Raw genomic sequence first — 16869 nt, 5'->3', positions numbered from 1 at the left:
ACCATATTTCCTTAGATATAGTAACCAGCATTTGTTATATTTTACCATTCTGAAAATGTCAATATTAAATGCGACACTTTTTTAAATTTTTTTCACCCGATTTTCTTAAGCTCTTCCTCGAAGAGTTCCCCGGCAGAATGATAGCCATGTATGCGGCGGGGATAGTTGTTTATCCAGTTTTCCATTTCCTCTACCTCTGCGTCTGTCATGCTGTCAAAATTCGTCCCCTTTGGAACCTTTCGCCGTACCATTTTATTAGTAACCTCATTTGTGCCACGCTCCCAGCTGCTATACGGGTGGCAGTAATATAGCTGTGTCCGTTTTCCCTCTCCCAGTATAGAACGTTCCAGCTCTTCACAATATGCAAACTCGCTACCATTGTCTACGGTTATGCTTTTAAAGACTTGCTTAAACATAGCGCCCCATTTTCTTTCCAATGCGTCTAAAGCATCTACTACCGCCTCTGCTGTCTTGTCCGGCAACTTAAATATGATCTCGTCCCGCGTCTTTCTTTCCGTCAGTACCAGCAGGGTATTTTTAGATTTCCCCCGCTGCCCTATCACGCTATCCATTTCCCAATGCCCGAACTCTTCCCGCTTGTCTACCTCTTCCGGGCGCTTTTCTATACTTGTACCCGCCGCCGCCCTTGCCTGCTGCCTCTTCACTTTCTTATAGTCCCTCTTCTTATTTGCCTTTACTGGTAAATCCTTATTTGTAAGCTGTAGAAAGATACCTTTATCAATATAGCTGTAAAGCGTCGTTACGCAGATCGTAACAGAAAATTCCCCCTCTTTCCCCTGTGCTTTAAGCTCCCCCAGGACGGCAGCCGGGCTATATCCCTCATTTACTATTTTATCCTCTATATAGTTTGCTAACTTAATATCGTTGCCGATCTTAAGCACGCCGCCCTTGCTTTTCAGATTCTCCCTGTACTTATCGTCTGCAATATCCGGGCTGTATCGTTCTTCCTGTGTAAGATCAGAGTTAAGCGCGGTATAAACTCCCCGCTTTATTTCCCGGTATATTGTGCTGCGGTGTACATGCAGCATGTCTGCGATCTCTTTTTTACCATGCCCCGCCTTTAGTAATGCCTCTAATTTTATCCGATCTGCCTTTGTCAGATGCTTACCCATTTCCCTTACCTCTCTTTTGTCCCATATACGACGAAAAGCCGCAAACTCTTTTACAAGTCTGCGGCTCGCTATTTTTGCCTCATTTACAGCATTTCTTACAAGCTGTATACTTCTTTTTTGCTTGGCTTAGTGGTATGCTCTTTGGGTTTTTCATTCCAGAACATGTAGGCTTACTATGGTACTTTTTGCTGCTACGGTCTATATATACGATTGTCTCGCCTGCTGGCTGCGCTGCGCGGCTTTTCTTCTCTTCTATGAGAACGTCAAGCTCTATATTACAGCCAAACATTTGTACCCCTCCCCCGGAAATTTCCAGTATTTCTGCGGTGTATCGGGCTTGCGGGTATTTCCGCGCTAAGTCCTTTGCCAGCTCTGCTGATAGATTCCCCAGTACCTTATTGCCCCACTTGATGCACGCGGCAGGCTCTCCATTGTATGTATATTTTTCTACCGTTATATCCTCGTCGCCTGTCATAGTTCTTAATATGTCCTGGCGGTTCTCCCCGTCCTCGTCATCAAAAGTCACGCCTACTAATTTCGTGCGTATAGTTTCCGCAATCCTGCTGCCAGATGCAGCGGCAGGCGTTCCCGTTTTCCTCGGCTCTTCCTGCCGCCCGGCTGCCTCTTTCTCTGGCTTGCGTGCCAGCAGAAAACATACGGCAGCGATCACTATGCAGCCAACACCGCCCGTAATATTCCCGGACGGCAGCGCCACAATTCCACTTACTGCAAATAACGCAGCCACAACATATAAAATAATTTGTTTCTTTGCCATAAAATAAGCCCTCTCTTTCGCCTTTTACTTTAATTCTAATATTTCATCAGCAGAGGCGTTAAGCTCCCTGCATATTTTCGCCAGTGCTATTGCGCTGGGTGTCCTCTCTCCATTCTCCCAGCGGCTTATATCCTTTGGGTAGACTTGCAGGCGCTCTGCAAGTTCTTTCTGCGTCACGCCTGCCGCTTTTCTGGCTTTTTTGATATTTTCGCCTAAATTCATGCCTTGTCCCTCTCTTCTTTAGCTCTCATAATCAAAGCTGCCAGCATTTTTACTATTCCGATCACTACTAAAAAAATGCCTAATTTCAGAATCATGCCCTTTACTCGGCTCTGGGTTTATGCTATATTCTTAGTAGGCGGTGGGCTTTCGCCCACCGTGGCATTTAGCCTAATAGCTTGTCTATTATGATAAGTGCCGCTCCTACGATTAAGTCTATCAGTGCATTTGCCGCCAGCGATTGCCATTTGATAGGCTTTTTCTTTTGTTTCTTCTTACCCATTTCCTGCCGTTTCTCCTTTCCAGTGCTTTACACTTATTTTTCTTATCTCCTTTCTATGATCTTAATTATATACCCTTTTGGGTAACTTGTCAATCAGATTTCAAGAAAATTATGGTAAAAAAATAAAGGGTATGCCGCCCATGAACGACATACCCCAGCAGATACATTATAATCTTGTACAATAGTCCAGCGATACCCAGCCGTCCCTATTCTCTTCATACGCTTTCAGCAGCCCCCAGCCTGCGGCGCTGCCCTCTCCGGCTTTTACCTCTACAATGGTAAATACTCCCACGCCTGTATACTTCCCCGTCTTTTCAAAATCCGTGCCTGCGCCCGTCCTTATTCTAAGATCGGTTATATCTACTTTTACTTTAAAGGGAACCTGTACCGCCTCTGTCTTTCCCTGCTCTGTGTTCCCGCCTGCCCCGGTTCCTGCGGCGTACCTGTCGTAATACTCCTGCCCGTATGCTGCCCGGCGCTGCTTTACTGCCTCGCTCTGATCTGCGGGCTTTTCATACCCTGTCAATACCGCATCAGAGGCAGCCCGTACCGACATTGCAGCCATAAGCGCGGAAATAACGCCCTTGTAGCCCTGTAATTCCTGCCACAAAAAGGCAAGCTGCATATCTAAGCTGCCGATCGACGCGCCCGCCGCTTTCGCATAATCATATAACGCCTGCTTACGGCTGTAATGCGTCCACTGTGCAAGCCCATAACCCGCGCTGTCCCTCACAAAATTTGTATAACTGCCGCTGTCTACAGCCGCCGTATATTCTGCGTCCGTCATTCCCAGCCGCGTATTAAAGGAATTTTGCAGATTATCTGCTTTAAGCCCGCTTTCTGCAAAAAGGTTTCCCATAAGCCCGGCTGCTGCATAAGCATTTAAGCCTTTGCCCGTCAGAAAATCCCAGATCACGCTTTCCGCGCCGCCTGCCGCCGTCTGCTGCTCATTGCCTGCAAAAGCGCTGTATACCGCCTTTCCGTCCCAGTCATACACATTATAGCCAGCAATGCAGGCTTTCTTTGCATTTTCCAGACTTTCAAAAGCCCCCAGCTGCCCGGCTGCATCTTCCCAGCGTTTGCGCACTCTGTAGAGTTTCTTTTCCCCGCTCCCGGCAGAGGCAGCGCCGCCGCTTATCAGCCTTTTAAACTCGTCCCATGTATGCGCCGTTGTATTATATACATACGGGTTAGGGCAGATTTTCCCGGTAACGTCGTAATGTCTTATTACATGATCGGCAGGCACGCCGTACTTATCCATTAAATACCTTGTCAGCTCTGCCGCCGCCTCTACCGTCGCGTCCTCAAAATACCAGTCCTTATCTGTCGCGCCCTGGCTGGCGGTGTTCCTCTTCCTTACGCATAATTCAATGCCTATGCTGTTTGCGTTCCGGCACTCCCCATGCTTATAACTCTTTGCGCCGCAGTGCCACGCTATGTTAGCATCTTCCACGCACTGCCAGATTTCCCCATTATGATCTACAAAATAATGCGCGGACGCATTTCTATTGCCGCCCGCAAAATATTTGCAGTTCGCCTGCGCCCCGCTCAAACCGCCCACATAATGAATCACAATGTACTTGATACGGGAAGCGCTGCCCGGATTGAAATTGTACCCGCTTATCAGCCTGTTAATGTTCCTCATGCTTTTACTTCCTTTCTGCAATGAAATAAGCGCCTACGGTTTCCCGTAAGCGCCCTTTGCCGCTTTTCCTGTCTGATCTCTTATTCTTATCTTTCCTGCTGCTTATGCCCCTCTACGCTGCCCGTGGTGCTGTCCCCGTCCAGTTCGTCCGTGTCCGGCAGCTCGTCCGTATACTTGGAAAGAAAGCCCCTCACGCTCGCCCATACCTTTTTTACAGGCAGCCCGCACAATGCCATATTCTTAAAAATGCTTGTGATCTCATAGGCTATGTAAAGCAGGCTGAAAAACTCCGCTACGCCTACTGTCTTAAGCCCCAGATACCCCCGCGCCGTCTCCGGGATAAACCCGATCAGATTGATCTTGATAAGCATATCAACCGCCAGCATGAATACAAGGGAAATCAGCATTGCCACTTTCCGTATTGCGCCGTCAATCCCTGCGCAGCTGTTGAACTTCTTTTCTTTCACTGCCCGCAGTACCCCGAAAACAGTATCAAATACAATCGCCAGTATTACCAGCTCGATCACCTTATTGTGTGCCGCTGCGTCGATAAATTCCATTATTTTCATTTCCATAAATCCTGCCTTTCTGCTTTCTGCAAATTTAATGCCCGCTCTTTCAGTTCCGCGCCGTCGTACCCTGCTACGCTCTCCCAGTTTTCCAGAGTGGCGGTTAATTCAGCAATAAGCCTGCTCTGCTTTTCAATAGTTTCCTGCTGCTCATGCAGCACTTGTAGCAAAATTTTACTCATGTACTCACTCCTGCGCCTGCTGGCTTTGCTACCTGCGCCCGTTCCTGCGCATCAGCCGCCATTTTTATTATTTTCTTTCGTAAATGCAGGCTGTCGGCGTGTCCTGCGTGTCCCGTCCAGCTTGCAATACTCTTTTGTAGATTTTCCCTTGTGATCTCGCCCCTTTCATATTTCTTGATCGTGCGCTTGATACGTTTAATGCTGTCTGGTCTTACTTTCCTGTGTGTCGCCCTGTGCTTATAGCCCACAAAATCTATGCCATTCTTTGCGCATAAAATGGCGGTCTTTGGGTTCAGCTCTAAAATAAGCTCTTCCCTTAAGAATCTTTCAATATCAGCCAGCCAGCGCCGCAGCTCTTCCTTGTCCGGGCTTAATATAATAAAGTCGTCCATGTAACGCATATACATACCCGCGCCCAGCGTATGCTTTATGTACTGATCTAGCTTATTAAGATAGATATTTGCAAACAGCTGGCTTGTAAGGTTCCCTACTGGTATGCCCGTACCGTCCGGCATCTGCCCGTTATGGTCTATGATCTTGTCGATCAATGCCAGCGCCCCTGCGTCCTTTATTACTTTCCGTATCTCTGCCTTAAGCACGTCATGGTTAATGCTCTGGAAATAGTGGTGTATGTCCGCTTTGATCGCATACAGCGGCGTGTCCGGGTGGAATCGCTGCCACTCATAAAGCCAACTTTTCAGCGTGTCAGACGCGGCGTGCATACCCTTATTTTTCCGGCAGGCGTAAGAATGGAAAATAAAACGCTTTTCAAAAATCGGTTCCAGCACGTTGTTAATAGCGTGCTGTACTACCCTGTCATAAAACGGCAGCGCCATGATCTGCCGCTCTTTCGGTTCATATACCTTAAAATATCGGTACTCGCCCGGCTCATAGGAAAGCCCCAGAATTTCATTTCGTACCCGCTCTAAATTTTCCTCTTTGTCTTTGGTAAATATTAAAACGTCCCTGCGGTATCGCTTGCACTTCCGGGCTTTATTGTATGCTTTCTGCACACTCCCGTAGTCAGCCATAGCCTCTACAAGCGTAAGCCGCCTGCCGTTTTTATCTGTGATATGCCCTATTCGTTTCATGTAAAAAGCTCCTGCCTTTCGCCTTAAGCTACTAACCAGCAGCCCTGCTTTTTCTCTTTGCCTTACGGCGGGACAGCCCCTCTGATTCTGGAATATTAAGCACTCTTAATATTCAAACCCTTGCTAGTGTTCCTTAGATACGCTAAGCCTGTAATGCTTTCACCAAATCACACGCCCCGCGCACGCCGATGTTCGTGTTCACGTTCCACGGGTAATTGTTGCAATTCACGGCACGCGCGCCCGCGTGAACGCCATTGTTCCAGTTACCGCCCGCGATCAGCGCCGCCAGAGGGCTGTAATAAGCGGCTGCCCCATATAAAAAGCTACTTTGCAGCCTTTACCTCTTCTATGATCTCGCCCAGCATAACGCCCAGTTCTGTAAGTTTCCTGCCGCACTCCCCGTAATGCTGCTTATTCATTGCGCTGTATTTCAGATCATTTGCCAGCCGCAGCAGCTCCTTACTCTGCTGCAATGCCACATCTGCCGCGTACAAGTGGCTTTTCGTCGCCGTTTTCTGCCACTTTATAACGTCTTGCAGCATTTCCAGCACGGCGTTTCTGGTTGCCGTCTGCAAGCTGAATTTTTCATATTTGGGGTACTTACTTAGCAGGGGATATATGTATAGCAGAAAATCATATATTTTCTGGTGTAGTATGTCGCCTTTATCTCTTATTGACATTTTTATCCGTCCCCCTGTAGCGGCTGGGCTTTCGCCCGCCTCTACATAGAATCACACGCCCCGCGCACGCCGAGGGCCGAGGACACGCCCCACGGGCAAGGGTAGCAATACCCGGCACGCGCGCCCGCGTGAACGCCATCGTACCAGCCACCGCCCGCGACCAGCGCCGCCAGAGAATACGCGTAATACTGGTAAATGTTGCCTACGTCGTACTTTGTGGCATTATCCCTTAAAGGGCTTTTCTTATCCCAGCCCCACGCCGCCGTAGGGTGGTATTCTGCATTTGTGGCGTGTTCTGCCCGTGTAATCAGATCATTAAGCCATTCCCAGACACGCCCCACGGCATCAACGCAGCCCACGGCAGAAACGGCATTTACCACGCTACCCGTAGTCCCCCTGCCCGTGTTCGTCGTTGCCGTCCACGCGTTTGTATTTGCCCCGTCAAGCCCCTGCGGGCTGCCGAAAGCATAGGCGCAAAATTCGCTGTAGTCCGGCATACGCTTACCGCTCTTCATAAGCCTTTCCGTAAATGTGTACCAGTTCATGCCCTCTGTGCCTGTCATTGGCGCACAATTATATTCTGATTTCAAGCCCTGCGCGCCGTCGTCAGAATTAAGGTAAATGTCTACCCATGTTCCGCCGCCCAGATATACCATACCCTCCGGGCTGCATTTCGGGCGGTGTCCCAGCGTCCACACACTGCGCGGCAGAATCCCGTTGCTTACCGCGCTTTCCCAGCCTGTACCAAAAATAGCGCCGCTGCTGTTCACGGGCTGCATATTATCATTGATCTTGCGGCAACGCCCATAATGAAAGCCGCCGATCTTGCGGCTGTTGCTGGCGTTCCACCCGCTCGGATATGTAGAGTTAAGGGAAATAATATACTGCTCGTCCTGTGCGTCCTGCCTGCTGTCGCAGATATATACATAATAGTCGCTGCCTACAGCAAAAGCCGCGCCTATATCCAGATTAGAGGCATTAAGTACCGTGTTTCCCGTCTTAAAGATACCAGCGCCGCCCACGGCAATTACGCAGCCCTCTATTACTGTGATCTCATTTGCCCCGCTTGCATATAAATACTGGCTCGTCGGCGCTACAATGTCACTGATCGTCGCCAGCTTGTTTACATTTAAAAGCGCCCGGCGGTCTGTCTTTGTCACATCATCAACAAATATCCTACTCATACTGTTTTAACACTCCTTTCAGTGCTGTAATGTCGTCTGCCGTCATGCCTGCCACTGCTGCCGCCTTTTCCAGCCCTATAGCCGTATTATCTGCGGCAATGCCCTTTGACAGTGTTAATACTGTCCTGTCGTTGCCCGTCTCGCCTGCTGCCACTGCCTCATCCGTCTGGGTATGCGTTACCGCCGTGACCGTCCCGGAAATGCCGCCAGCCACAAAAACCATGCCCGGCGCCGCCTCGTCGCAGTAATATACTGTTACTGCTTTCTTTTCCTCTGCCACCGATACAATAGCGCACTGTATATAGCGCTGCTTTTCCAGACTTTCAATTTTTGCCAGCAGATCAGCCGCCGCCAGCTCCCCGGCTGCCACCATAGCAAGGCAGTTGTAGTAATCGTCTTTTGTCTTTAATGTTTTGGGAAATCCTTTCATAATCTGCCCCTTTCCTTAAAATGTATTTGCAAGATAGGAATTGCCGATATATGCAATTCCTAATACTGCCGTTTCCTCTGTTCTTTCGTAATGCTGGCACATGTAGGCAGCGCCCAGATAGCACAAGCCTAAAACGGCATCATGCTTATAATTGATGTTCCAGCCGTTTTCAATCAGCGTAACCCGCCTGTCAAGCTCTGCCAGCGTCTCTGCCGTCGCCGTGCCGCCTGCCTCTGCCTGCTGCCGCAGCTGTTCTACCGCGTCTGTCAGCCCGTCTATTTGCAGTTGCAGGCTGCCTGCAATGTCCCCGCCCAGCTTTTCCTTAATATCCTCAAACCATGCGTTAAACTCGCTTTCTGCCTCTGTCTGGAAAAGCGTAATTTTCGCCATGAAAGCAGTATAGGCTTTCAATAGCTCCGCGTCCCAGCCGTCAAGCGTACTTTCAAAAGAATTGTACCGCTCGCTGAACTGGTTCTCGTACTTGGTAAACAGGCTTTCAGTCATGGTTATGTAATGCTCATAAATGCCCGCGATCTCGCTTAAATACTTTTCCATATCCTGCTTATATACGCTGAACTCGTCCAGCACTGCCTGGCTGTAGGTTTTGAAAAAATCATCAAACTGTTTTGTCAGTACGCTTGCGTCGATCTCTTCTATTGTGCCTTTCACAATGCCGCACAAGGCACTGTTAAACCGCTGGTCTGTAATATCCTTTGTCTGAATCTTTGTTACGCCTTTCCCCACATAAATATCAGCTATGGCAAGCTCCCATATTTCCGTATTCCGGGTTAAGGCTGCCGCCGTAGGCTTTGCAGACGGCACGCCCTTTAAGACGGTCAGATACATGTCCCTCTGCGTCAAGTCCCAGCGTATAATTACCCGGTCTATGCGGTTAAGCGCCCCCTCTGCGGTGCTTAACGTAATACCCATGCTTACAGGGTTTCTGAAAGCGTAACCATTGATAAACGCATACCCGGCGTTTACCTTGATTTCCATTTTGTCATAGGCTATAACCTGTAGCCCGTCGCTGGGTTTCGGAAAAACGCCGTTTGCAATGAACGTGGCAAAATACCACGCCCAATCCTCGGCTTTATATACCCTGTCGTATTCTTCATCTACCAGAATGGCATTGAACGGCAGACAATCAGCCATGCTTTTTACCTCACTTTCCTTATCTGGTCTACCAGCGTAGGCAGGCTGTCCCCAAACGTCGCCTCTATTTCCTCTGCGCCTTTCTGGTATGTCTCTGTTACTTCTGTTATCCGTGCATCAATCTGTATGCCCCACTTTGTTTCCTTGCATGTGATCCTGTCCCCTAAATCAAAGTCCTGCTTAAACTTAAGGTTTGAATTTGTGTTAATGGTGCTTACAAAATTTATGATCTTTCCGTAGTTTTCCAGCTCTGCCGCCGCCCTTGTCTTAAGCATCTGCAAATAGGTATTAAGCGGTATTGTTACCTCTGTTTCCCCGCTCTGGTATTTCCGGGCTATGTCCGTCGCGTCACAAAATACCTCTGTCAGTTCCAAACCAGACGCGCCCTCTCCGTCTACCGTCGTCACGGGCTGGCTGCCGCTGTCGTCTGCCGCTCCCTGTATGTAAATGAAATTCCCGCAGTTTTCTATACTTGCTGTATATTCCTGCTCGTTTACATTGTCAAAATCCCGCGAAAAAATACAAGGCGTGTTTCCCTCGCTGTTTTTCGCGGTAAGGTCTTTGCCCTTATACAGATAAAAGCCGTACTGCCGCGATCTCTCGTTAATCAGAATGTCATAGCCCAGCTTTCCTGCCTGCGCTCTCGCCTTTACTTCCTGCCCCAGCTTTGCGTATACCTCGTTTGCGTACTCTACCGCGCTGCCTGCTATGGTTTCCTGCGCCAGCATGATAAAGCGCGGGAAACGGCGCTTTGTACCCGCACTGCTGCCGCAGTTATTCTTTACCATTGTGTTTATAATGCTCTGGTTCGTCGCCGTCGTTACGATCTGCGGGCTTATGCAGCGCTTGTTAAGCCACTGGCTAAGCATGTAGCCCTGTGCCTCTATCTGCTCTAACCCGTTCTCATCTTTGGTAATGTGTACATAGGTAATCTGCGCAGCCCTGCGCCAGATACCGCCCGCCGCGTCCGTCACTTCCCGCTTTCCGTCATGCTTTACAATAATATTGCCCTCGGTAAGCAGCCGTTTGTTATTGTCCGTGATCGGCGCAAGCAGATTGAACGTGCCTACATCAAAATACTTTACATGCCATAACAGACTTGCCATTTCGTCGATCAGTCCCAGCGGCTCTACCGTCTCGTCAAATACTCTAAGCTCCATGCGTCATACCCCCAGATATTCCCTGTCATAAAAAATAGAGACTTCCATAGAATTTACGCCGCCGTCCGCATCATATCGGAAATTATTGTCGCCTATGTCAAGCTGTATAAATGTACTGTCTACGTCCACCTTGCGGAAATAGTCATACTTTACCCCGTCCCGCGTCAGTGTAGCGCCCTTGCTGCCGTATTTCGTGTTTACTTCGATCACGTCCCCGGTCTGCATGGTTACATTCAGTTTTATAAATTCCTCTGTGTCTACGTTTAAAATGACCGGGTTTGTAACTGTCCCCAGTGCGGTAAACCTTACCCGCATACCCGTTGATACGTCGCCCTCATTAAAGCAGTCCACAATTACGCTTTCTGCGCGATACCCAAAAATCATACTTTTACTGTTGTCCTTTTCAATCACGCAGGGGAAATGCCAGGCAGCTACCCAGCTTGCTATATCTTCCTTTTGCTCGTCCTCTTCCCGCCAGAACGGGTTAAGGCAGTCCAGCTGTAAGCTGAACTGCTGCAAAACGCTTTTTCTCCCTACGTCCGGCTTTCCATGCAGGCGGCAGTTAATAATACGCTTAAAGCTGCCGTACTCATAGGCAAGCGTGCCGCCCAGCTCCGGGTTAAATATCTTAAGCAGCCTGCGGCGCAGTTCGTAAGACTGCTGCTTGTCCCTTGTATTGATATGCCCCAGTATGTCTACGTCCCGCGCCTCTATCCGCTGCCCTACATAGGTGTCTCCATGCTGCCCCATGCTGTTTGTGCTGTAGACTGCATTTGTCACGCCTGCTATTCCGTCTACGTCCTTGCTTACGTTGCAATGGTATACACTGCCTACGCTAAGCTCTATGCTTTCGCCCCTCTCATTGGTATAAACCAGCTTTTCATACATCATGCTAACACCGTCCTTGCTGCCTGCTTAAACTGCCGCTGCGCCTCTTTCTGCTGCTTTGCGTAGTCCGTCGTATTGGCGTATATATTCTGTGTGATATGTACTACCGGGCTGCCTGCTGCCCCGCCGCCTTTCGGCTTTGGTTTCCACGGCTCCCCGTCTATGTCAGCGTCAGAGAAATTGACTTTTGCGCCTACGTCAAATTCCTGCGGTATGCTTTCCTCGATCTGCTTATTTACTTTTTTCATTTCATCAGAAAAGCCTACGCCTATGCCCTGCGCCATGAATAACCCTACCTCGTCCCGGAACTTTTTAGACGGGCTTTCAATCCCTAAAGCGCTCTTTGCGGCATCTAACAGGCTGTTTGCAAGGCTTGAAACTTTATCCTTTAACCAGTTCCAGCCGTTGCTTATGCCGTTCCAGATACCCTGTACAATGTTGCTGCCGATTGTCGCAAAAGAACTGCCGATATTAGAGAAAGCATTTATAATTCCGTTTACGCAGTTGCGCATACCCTCTACCGCCTTATTTTTTACCTCTGTACCCCACTGGGCTACTTTGGAAATAGCGCCGGATATGCTGTTATAGATTTTCTGCGGAATCTCTTTTACTATGTTCACAACGCCCGTAACCATGCTGTTCATTACCTCGCGGGCTTTGCTTACCATATTTGCGCCCCACGTCGCTACCTTTGTCACCGCTCCTATGATACAGTTCCAGATTTTCTGCGGTGTCTGCGTTACAATGTTCACGATTGCCGTAAGCATGTTATTCATTACCTCTTTGGCTTTGCTTACCATGTTCGCGCCCCACGTCGCTACCTTTGTCACCGCTCCTATGATACAGTTCCAGATTTTCTGCGGTGTCTGCGTTACAATGTTCACGATTGCCGTAAGCATGTTATTCATTACCTCTTTGGCTTTGCTTACCATGTTCGCGCCCCACGTCGCTACCTTTGTCACCGCTCCTATGATACAGTTCCAGATTTTTACAGGCGTTTCTTTCACAATGGTTACAATGTTCGTAAGCATTGTGTCCATTACCTCTTTGGCTTTTGCCTGCATATTTGCGCCCCACGTTGCTACTCTGGTAACTGCATTTATGATGCTATTCCAGATTTTCTGCGGCAGTTCCTTTACGATATTGATAACTTTCGCTACAAGCTCTTCTATCACCGTGCCGCCTTTTTCCTGCATACGTGCGCCCCATTCGGCAATTTTGTTTATGCCGTCTGCGATTGCCCCCGCGATCTGGACGGGCAGCTCTGCCAGCTTTGTAACTATGCTTACTACCAGCTGCCCTGCTGCCGCTACGATCTTCGGCAGCCCCTCTACCAGCCCCGTAACAATGGCAACTATGATCTGCGGCATTGCCGCTATCAGCAGAGGGATTGCATCTATAATGCCGTCCACAAGCGCGATCACTATATCGCCCGCGCTTTCCAGAATCTTCGGTATTCCCTCAACCAGCGCATTGATAATGCTGGTTATGATCTGCGGCAGCCTCTCTATGATAACTGGCAGCGCTGCTATAATTCCGTCTGCCAGCCCGGTAACAAGCTGCAATGCTGCATCTATCAGCATAGGCACATTGTTTATAAGCGTTTCCACGATTGTAAGCACCGCCTCTATAATGCTCGGTATAAGTGCGGGTAACGCCTGCCCCAGCCCGTCTGCCAGCCCTGCTATGATCTGTACCGCCCCGTCTGCTATGCTCGGTATCAGCGCTATAATGCCGTCCAGCAGTGTAGTAATGATCTCTGCGGCGCTTTCTGCCAGCGTCGGTATGGCATCTACAATGCCGTCCACTAACGCCGTTATCATATCAACGCCCGCTTTTATGATCGTCGGCGCGCTCTCCACAATGCCACCTACAAGCCCGTTCACAAGCTCTACCGCAAAACCTGTAATCTGCGGCAGCATTTCAGAAAGCCCGCTTACCATATTCCCCAGCGCGTCCCCGAAACTCTGCGCCAGTTTTCCCATATCGCCGCCTGCATCAGCCGCGCCCTGCTGCAATTCATTTGCAAACTGGCTGAAAATTGGTAACGCCTGCTCTCCGATCGGCATGATAAAGCTGGTCTGTAAAATCCTGCCCGCGCCCTGCATTGCCTCCCCGAAAGTGTCATACTTTACGGCGTTGATCTGCCCCATTGCGTCTACAGTCTTGCTTATTTCCCCCTCTACGCCCATAAGTGCTGTGCAGGCATCCGCGCCCATATCTTCCCACATAGTACCCATAAGCCCTACGCCTGCCGTATACTGTAGGCTCTCGTCGTCGCAGTTCTTAAGCGCCTCGCTTATCTGGCTCATTGCCTCTTTTGCGCTGTCGCCCCCGGCTTGGAATTTCCCTACCAGCTCGTCCGCATTAAGCCCCAGACTTGTAAGGTATTCCCCCGCCGTGCCGTCGTTCATTCTTATACTAAATTCCTTGAAAGCGTCGCCCATTTTGTCAACGCTCCATACTCCCGTATCTGCGCCGTTTTTAATGGAATTAAACATATCCTCTGCGCTAAGCCCTGCCTGCGCATACTGGTTGCTGTATTCGTTGATAACGTCCAGTAAATCCCCGTTCTGGTTAAGCCCCTGCTGCGCCCCCTGCGCGATCAGGTTATAAGCCTCGTCGCCGGAAATACCAAATTTCTGCATAAGCTGCGTGGCTGCCCTTGTACTCTCGGCAACGTCCATATCAAACGTATCTCGCAGGGTTAAGGCGTTTGTAGTCATTTTTTCCAGCTCGTCTGCGCCCATATCCCCTGCCTGCTGCTTTACTGTCGCCATTGACGCGGCTATATCCTCGAATCCCTCTCCATAATTGCCGTTATAGATATTCTCCATAACTTGCTTGTACTGGTCTGCCTCGTCCGTGGCTGTCCCTGTCGCGGCGCAGAAATCATTTAACGCGCCTTTCGCCTCGTCTGCCTGGCTTACTGCGTAGCCCAGCCCCGCCACTACCGCCGTGCCTATGGCTGCCGCAGCCGTTCCCACTGCCGCTATGCCCTTTGCCATAACGCCGCCCAGCCCGCCCAGAATACCGCTCAATCCAGAGAACTTGCCGCCCGCTGCCTCTGCCTGCTGCCCGCTTTCCTCTATCTCTTCGCCCAGTTCGTCTGCTGCGTTTTCTGCCTTTTCCAGTTCGTCTGCGGTCTTGTTTAACTCCTGCTCGGTCTTTACCAGCGCCGCCCTCTGGTAATTAAGCTGTGTTTCCAGCTTTTTACTCTCTTCGCTGTTCTCCCCTGTCGCCTGCCTGCATTTCTCTAATGCCTGCTCGGTTTCCTTTACCTTTTTCGCCTGCTCGTCGTAAGTCCTCTGTAAAACGTCCTGCTTTGCTTTCAGCGCCTCCGCGCTGTTGGCATTGTCCCTATATTCAGCCGTTACAAGTTTCATTTCAGAATTAAGCACTTTAAGGGTGCTGTTAATTTCCTTGCAGGCTGCTTTATACTCTGCCTCTCCGTCAAAACTAAGCCGGGTTTTGATATTCTCTGTTTTATCAGCCATAAATTAAAAGCCCCCTAGTGCTACGTCTATGTCGTCCTGTACGGCTGCCTGCGGCTCTGCTGCCGCCTGCCCCTGTCTGAAAATGTGCGGGTTATACTCCCTGTGGTATCTGAATAGGGTTACAATCTGGTAAGGCGTTTTTCTCCACGCCTCGCGCTCCCTGTAGCCCAGCAGTACCATTGCGATATATAAAAGCCGGGCAGTGTCTAACTTTCCTGCCCGGCTTTCATTTCCCCCGCCTCTTCTCTTTCCTCTTCGGTTTCCCCTGTGTTCTCCCCGTCGCCTGCCGTCCCTGCTGCAAACGACGCATAAATAGCACGCTGTACCTCTGCCAGATTTCCTACGTGAATCAGCCGCCCTACTTTCTGCTCTTCCATGATCTCCGCGTTTTCGTCCTCTTCCAGCAGCCCCTCATTGATAAGCAGAGTAAGCAGCCATTTTGTATCTTTTACCCAGTCCGGGTTACTCTGGTTGAAAATCTCATTCAGCTTGTCATAGCCCCCAAATTTTGTCTGAATCTCGTCCAGCGCATTAAGGGTGAAAAGCAATCTGTAATCTTTCCCTTTCAGCGTCACAACGTAGCCGCCGTCTTTTACTGCACTCATTGGCATAATTTAAGGCGCAGCCACGCCGCGCCTCTCTCCTTTCCTCATATTCTTTTTATGCTCCCTGTATCTGCTCTGCGGGTTCCGGCACTTCCGTAAACCATGTGCCAGCTGCCGTCTCTGTCTCGGTTCCCACAAAATCCGCTTTCCATTTCCCGTCCTTTTTCCGCTTATAGAAAGTGGCGGTAATGTCCGGCGTGTTAAACTTGATGCTTTCGCCTTTCGTCTCGTACTTCTCGCCCGGCAGCTCAAATTTACATTTCAGCAGCCAGATATAACGGAATCTTCCCCCGGTCTTTGCCGCCCGGAACCCGATAGCAAGAAACGGCGGCTCGTCACCGTCCCCAGCCCATACAACTTTATTCTGGTCTACCATCTGCCCCAGAACGTCTGCCAGCACTTCCGGCGTAAGGTCTTTAACGCCCAGCTTTAACGTGCCGTTAATAAATTCCTTTACGCTCTCGCTGATCGCGTCGTCTGCGTACAGGTCAGCCGTTGCCGTTTTTACGGAAAGATCAGCGCTCATAGCCTCTGCCAGTTTTTTAGGCAGCCCGTAGCTTTCTACGCCGTCCTTTTCCGTGCAGATCGCATAAAAAAGGTCTTTCAGTCCTAATGTCATTGTTTTTCACTCCTTTAATATTTCGATTGTTACCGGGATAAGCCAGTACCCCGTTTCCGTCTCGTAGTGTTCAGTATCTACGCCGTTGATATAAAAGCCTGCTGCCTCCATTTTCTCTGTAAGCAGTTTCAGACTTTTTTCAAAGTTCCCCTTACAGAAAAGCGTAACCCTGTATAGCTCCCTGTCGCCGCTGTTTTTATCGTCTGCCCTTAACGCAGCGCCTTTATTCAGACGCAGGAAAGTACAGTAAACGGCTGGTTTCTTTTTCCCGGTATATACGCCCCTCTCTGCTGGCAGCCCGGCGCTTTCTATCACTTCCTTTATGCTACACATTGTTTTCACGCTCCCATACTTCCCGCTGCGCCTCTACTACCTTGCTTTGCGCCTTGTCATTTGCCACGGTCATATAAGGGCGGGCTGCCTGGCTGCTTGTCCCGTATTCTGCCACAAATCCGATTGTCGCATAGCGCACATTGCTTTTATCGCCTTTCCTGTCGTTCCCATGTTTAGCCCTGCCATGCGGGAAAACGTCAATATGCTTTTCCCGGCTGTCGCCTTTTACCGCTGTAGCCTTAATGGATTTCACAAAACCGCCCGTTTCATTCAGCCCCATTGCCTGCGCCTCTTCCTGCTGTGCCTGTACAAGAACGGCAGCGCCCGCCTGTAGCATCTTTGGCACTGCCTCTACTGTCGCCTGTTCGCGCCTGCTGAACGCCTCTATTACGTCCTCTAAGCCTACTGTGCTAAACTCTGCCAC

General features: G+C 49.8%; 18 protein-coding genes. All 18 read right to left on the bottom strand.

What is annotated here, in order from left to right; all coding sequences use genetic code 11:
* Positions 1 to 92 precede the first annotated feature (92 nt).
* The 18 genes from VSQ62_RS01180 to VSQ62_RS01095 all read right to left on the bottom strand — a co-directional run bounded on the left by VSQ62_RS01180 (position 93) and on the right by VSQ62_RS01095 (position 16869).
* Positions 93 to 1133: an IS30 family transposase gene (locus VSQ62_RS01180; RefSeq protein WP_334632729.1), complete on the bottom strand. Its 1041-nt coding sequence runs from the start codon at positions 1131 to 1133 to the stop codon at positions 93 to 95.
* Positions 1134 to 1212: 79 nt separating this feature from the next.
* The gene (locus tag VSQ62_RS01175) at positions 1213 to 1908 is read right to left on the bottom strand and encodes a hypothetical protein (RefSeq protein ID WP_334632728.1); all 696 of its coding nucleotides are present in this window, start codon (positions 1906 to 1908) and stop codon (positions 1213 to 1215) included.
* Between the two features lie 24 nt (positions 1909 to 1932).
* Positions 1933 to 2130 carry a helix-turn-helix domain-containing protein gene (locus tag VSQ62_RS01170; RefSeq protein ID WP_178679577.1) on the bottom strand — a complete coding sequence of 66 codons (198 nt, stop codon included), beginning with the start codon at positions 2128 to 2130 and terminating at the stop codon, positions 1933 to 1935.
* Between the two features lie 446 nt (positions 2131 to 2576).
* Positions 2577 to 4055: a phage tail tip lysozyme gene (locus VSQ62_RS01165; protein WP_334632726.1), complete on the bottom strand. Its 1479-nt coding sequence runs from the start codon at positions 4053 to 4055 to the stop codon at positions 2577 to 2579.
* Between the two features lie 86 nt (positions 4056 to 4141).
* Complete coding sequence (locus VSQ62_RS01160; RefSeq protein WP_172523892.1) at positions 4142 to 4630, bottom strand: phage holin family protein; 489 nt, start codon at positions 4628 to 4630, stop codon at positions 4142 to 4144.
* Positions 4621 to 4806, bottom strand: a complete 186-nt coding sequence (locus VSQ62_RS01155; RefSeq protein WP_103240981.1) for a hypothetical protein — start codon at positions 4804 to 4806, stop codon at positions 4621 to 4623. The genes VSQ62_RS01160 and VSQ62_RS01155 overlap by 10 nt, the downstream gene beginning before the upstream one ends.
* Positions 4803 to 5897, bottom strand: a complete 1095-nt coding sequence (locus VSQ62_RS01150; protein WP_334632725.1) for a reverse transcriptase domain-containing protein — start codon at positions 5895 to 5897, stop codon at positions 4803 to 4805. The genes VSQ62_RS01155 and VSQ62_RS01150 overlap by 4 nt, the downstream gene beginning before the upstream one ends.
* Before the next feature lie 323 nt (positions 5898 to 6220).
* Positions 6221 to 6577: a diversity-generating retroelement protein Avd gene (gene avd, locus VSQ62_RS01145; RefSeq protein WP_103240983.1), complete on the bottom strand. Its 357-nt coding sequence runs from the start codon at positions 6575 to 6577 to the stop codon at positions 6221 to 6223.
* A 41-nt stretch (positions 6578 to 6618) separates the two neighbouring features.
* Positions 6619 to 7761, bottom strand: coding sequence for a phage major tropism determinant (locus tag VSQ62_RS01140; RefSeq protein WP_334632724.1), 1143 nt, complete (start codon positions 7759 to 7761; stop codon positions 6619 to 6621).
* Positions 7754 to 8191, bottom strand: a complete 438-nt coding sequence (locus VSQ62_RS01135; RefSeq protein ID WP_334632723.1) for a hypothetical protein — start codon at positions 8189 to 8191, stop codon at positions 7754 to 7756. Before VSQ62_RS01135 ends, VSQ62_RS01140 begins: the two co-directional genes overlap by 8 nt.
* Positions 8192 to 8206: 15 nt before the next feature.
* Positions 8207 to 9343, bottom strand: a complete 1137-nt coding sequence (locus VSQ62_RS01130; RefSeq protein WP_334632722.1) for a hypothetical protein — start codon at positions 9341 to 9343, stop codon at positions 8207 to 8209.
* Positions 9344 to 9348: 5 nt separating this feature from the next.
* Complete coding sequence (locus VSQ62_RS01125; RefSeq protein WP_334632720.1) at positions 9349 to 10503, bottom strand: siphovirus ReqiPepy6 Gp37-like family protein; 1155 nt, start codon at positions 10501 to 10503, stop codon at positions 9349 to 9351.
* A gap of 3 nt (positions 10504 to 10506) precedes the next feature.
* Complete coding sequence (locus VSQ62_RS01120; protein WP_334632719.1) at positions 10507 to 11394, bottom strand: phage tail family protein; 888 nt, start codon at positions 11392 to 11394, stop codon at positions 10507 to 10509.
* Positions 11391 to 14888, bottom strand: coding sequence for a phage tail tape measure protein (locus VSQ62_RS01115; protein ID WP_334632717.1), 3498 nt, complete (start codon positions 14886 to 14888; stop codon positions 11391 to 11393). Before VSQ62_RS01115 ends, VSQ62_RS01120 begins: the two co-directional genes overlap by 4 nt.
* Positions 14889 to 15094: 206 nt before the next feature.
* Positions 15095 to 15499 carry a hypothetical protein gene (locus VSQ62_RS01110; RefSeq protein WP_334632715.1) on the bottom strand — a complete coding sequence of 135 codons (405 nt, stop codon included), beginning with the start codon at positions 15497 to 15499 and terminating at the stop codon, positions 15095 to 15097.
* 49 nt (positions 15500 to 15548) lie between these two features.
* On the bottom strand, positions 15549 to 16112 hold the full coding sequence (locus VSQ62_RS01105; RefSeq protein WP_334632713.1) for a major tail protein: 564 nt from the start codon (positions 16110 to 16112) through the stop codon (positions 15549 to 15551).
* A gap of 6 nt (positions 16113 to 16118) precedes the next feature.
* A complete protein-coding gene (locus VSQ62_RS01100; protein ID WP_103240991.1) occupies positions 16119 to 16445 on the bottom strand; it encodes a hypothetical protein in 327 nt (108 codons plus the stop codon).
* Positions 16438 to 16869: an HK97 gp10 family phage protein gene (locus VSQ62_RS01095; RefSeq protein ID WP_103240992.1), complete on the bottom strand. Its 432-nt coding sequence runs from the start codon at positions 16867 to 16869 to the stop codon at positions 16438 to 16440. Before VSQ62_RS01095 ends, VSQ62_RS01100 begins: the two co-directional genes overlap by 8 nt.

The sequence above is a fragment of the Sporofaciens sp. JLR.KK001 genome, assembly GCF_036941055.1.
Taxonomy (GTDB): Bacteria; Bacillota; Clostridia; order Lachnospirales; family Lachnospiraceae; genus Sporofaciens.
This window is presented reverse-complemented; position numbering and strand designations above follow the sequence as displayed.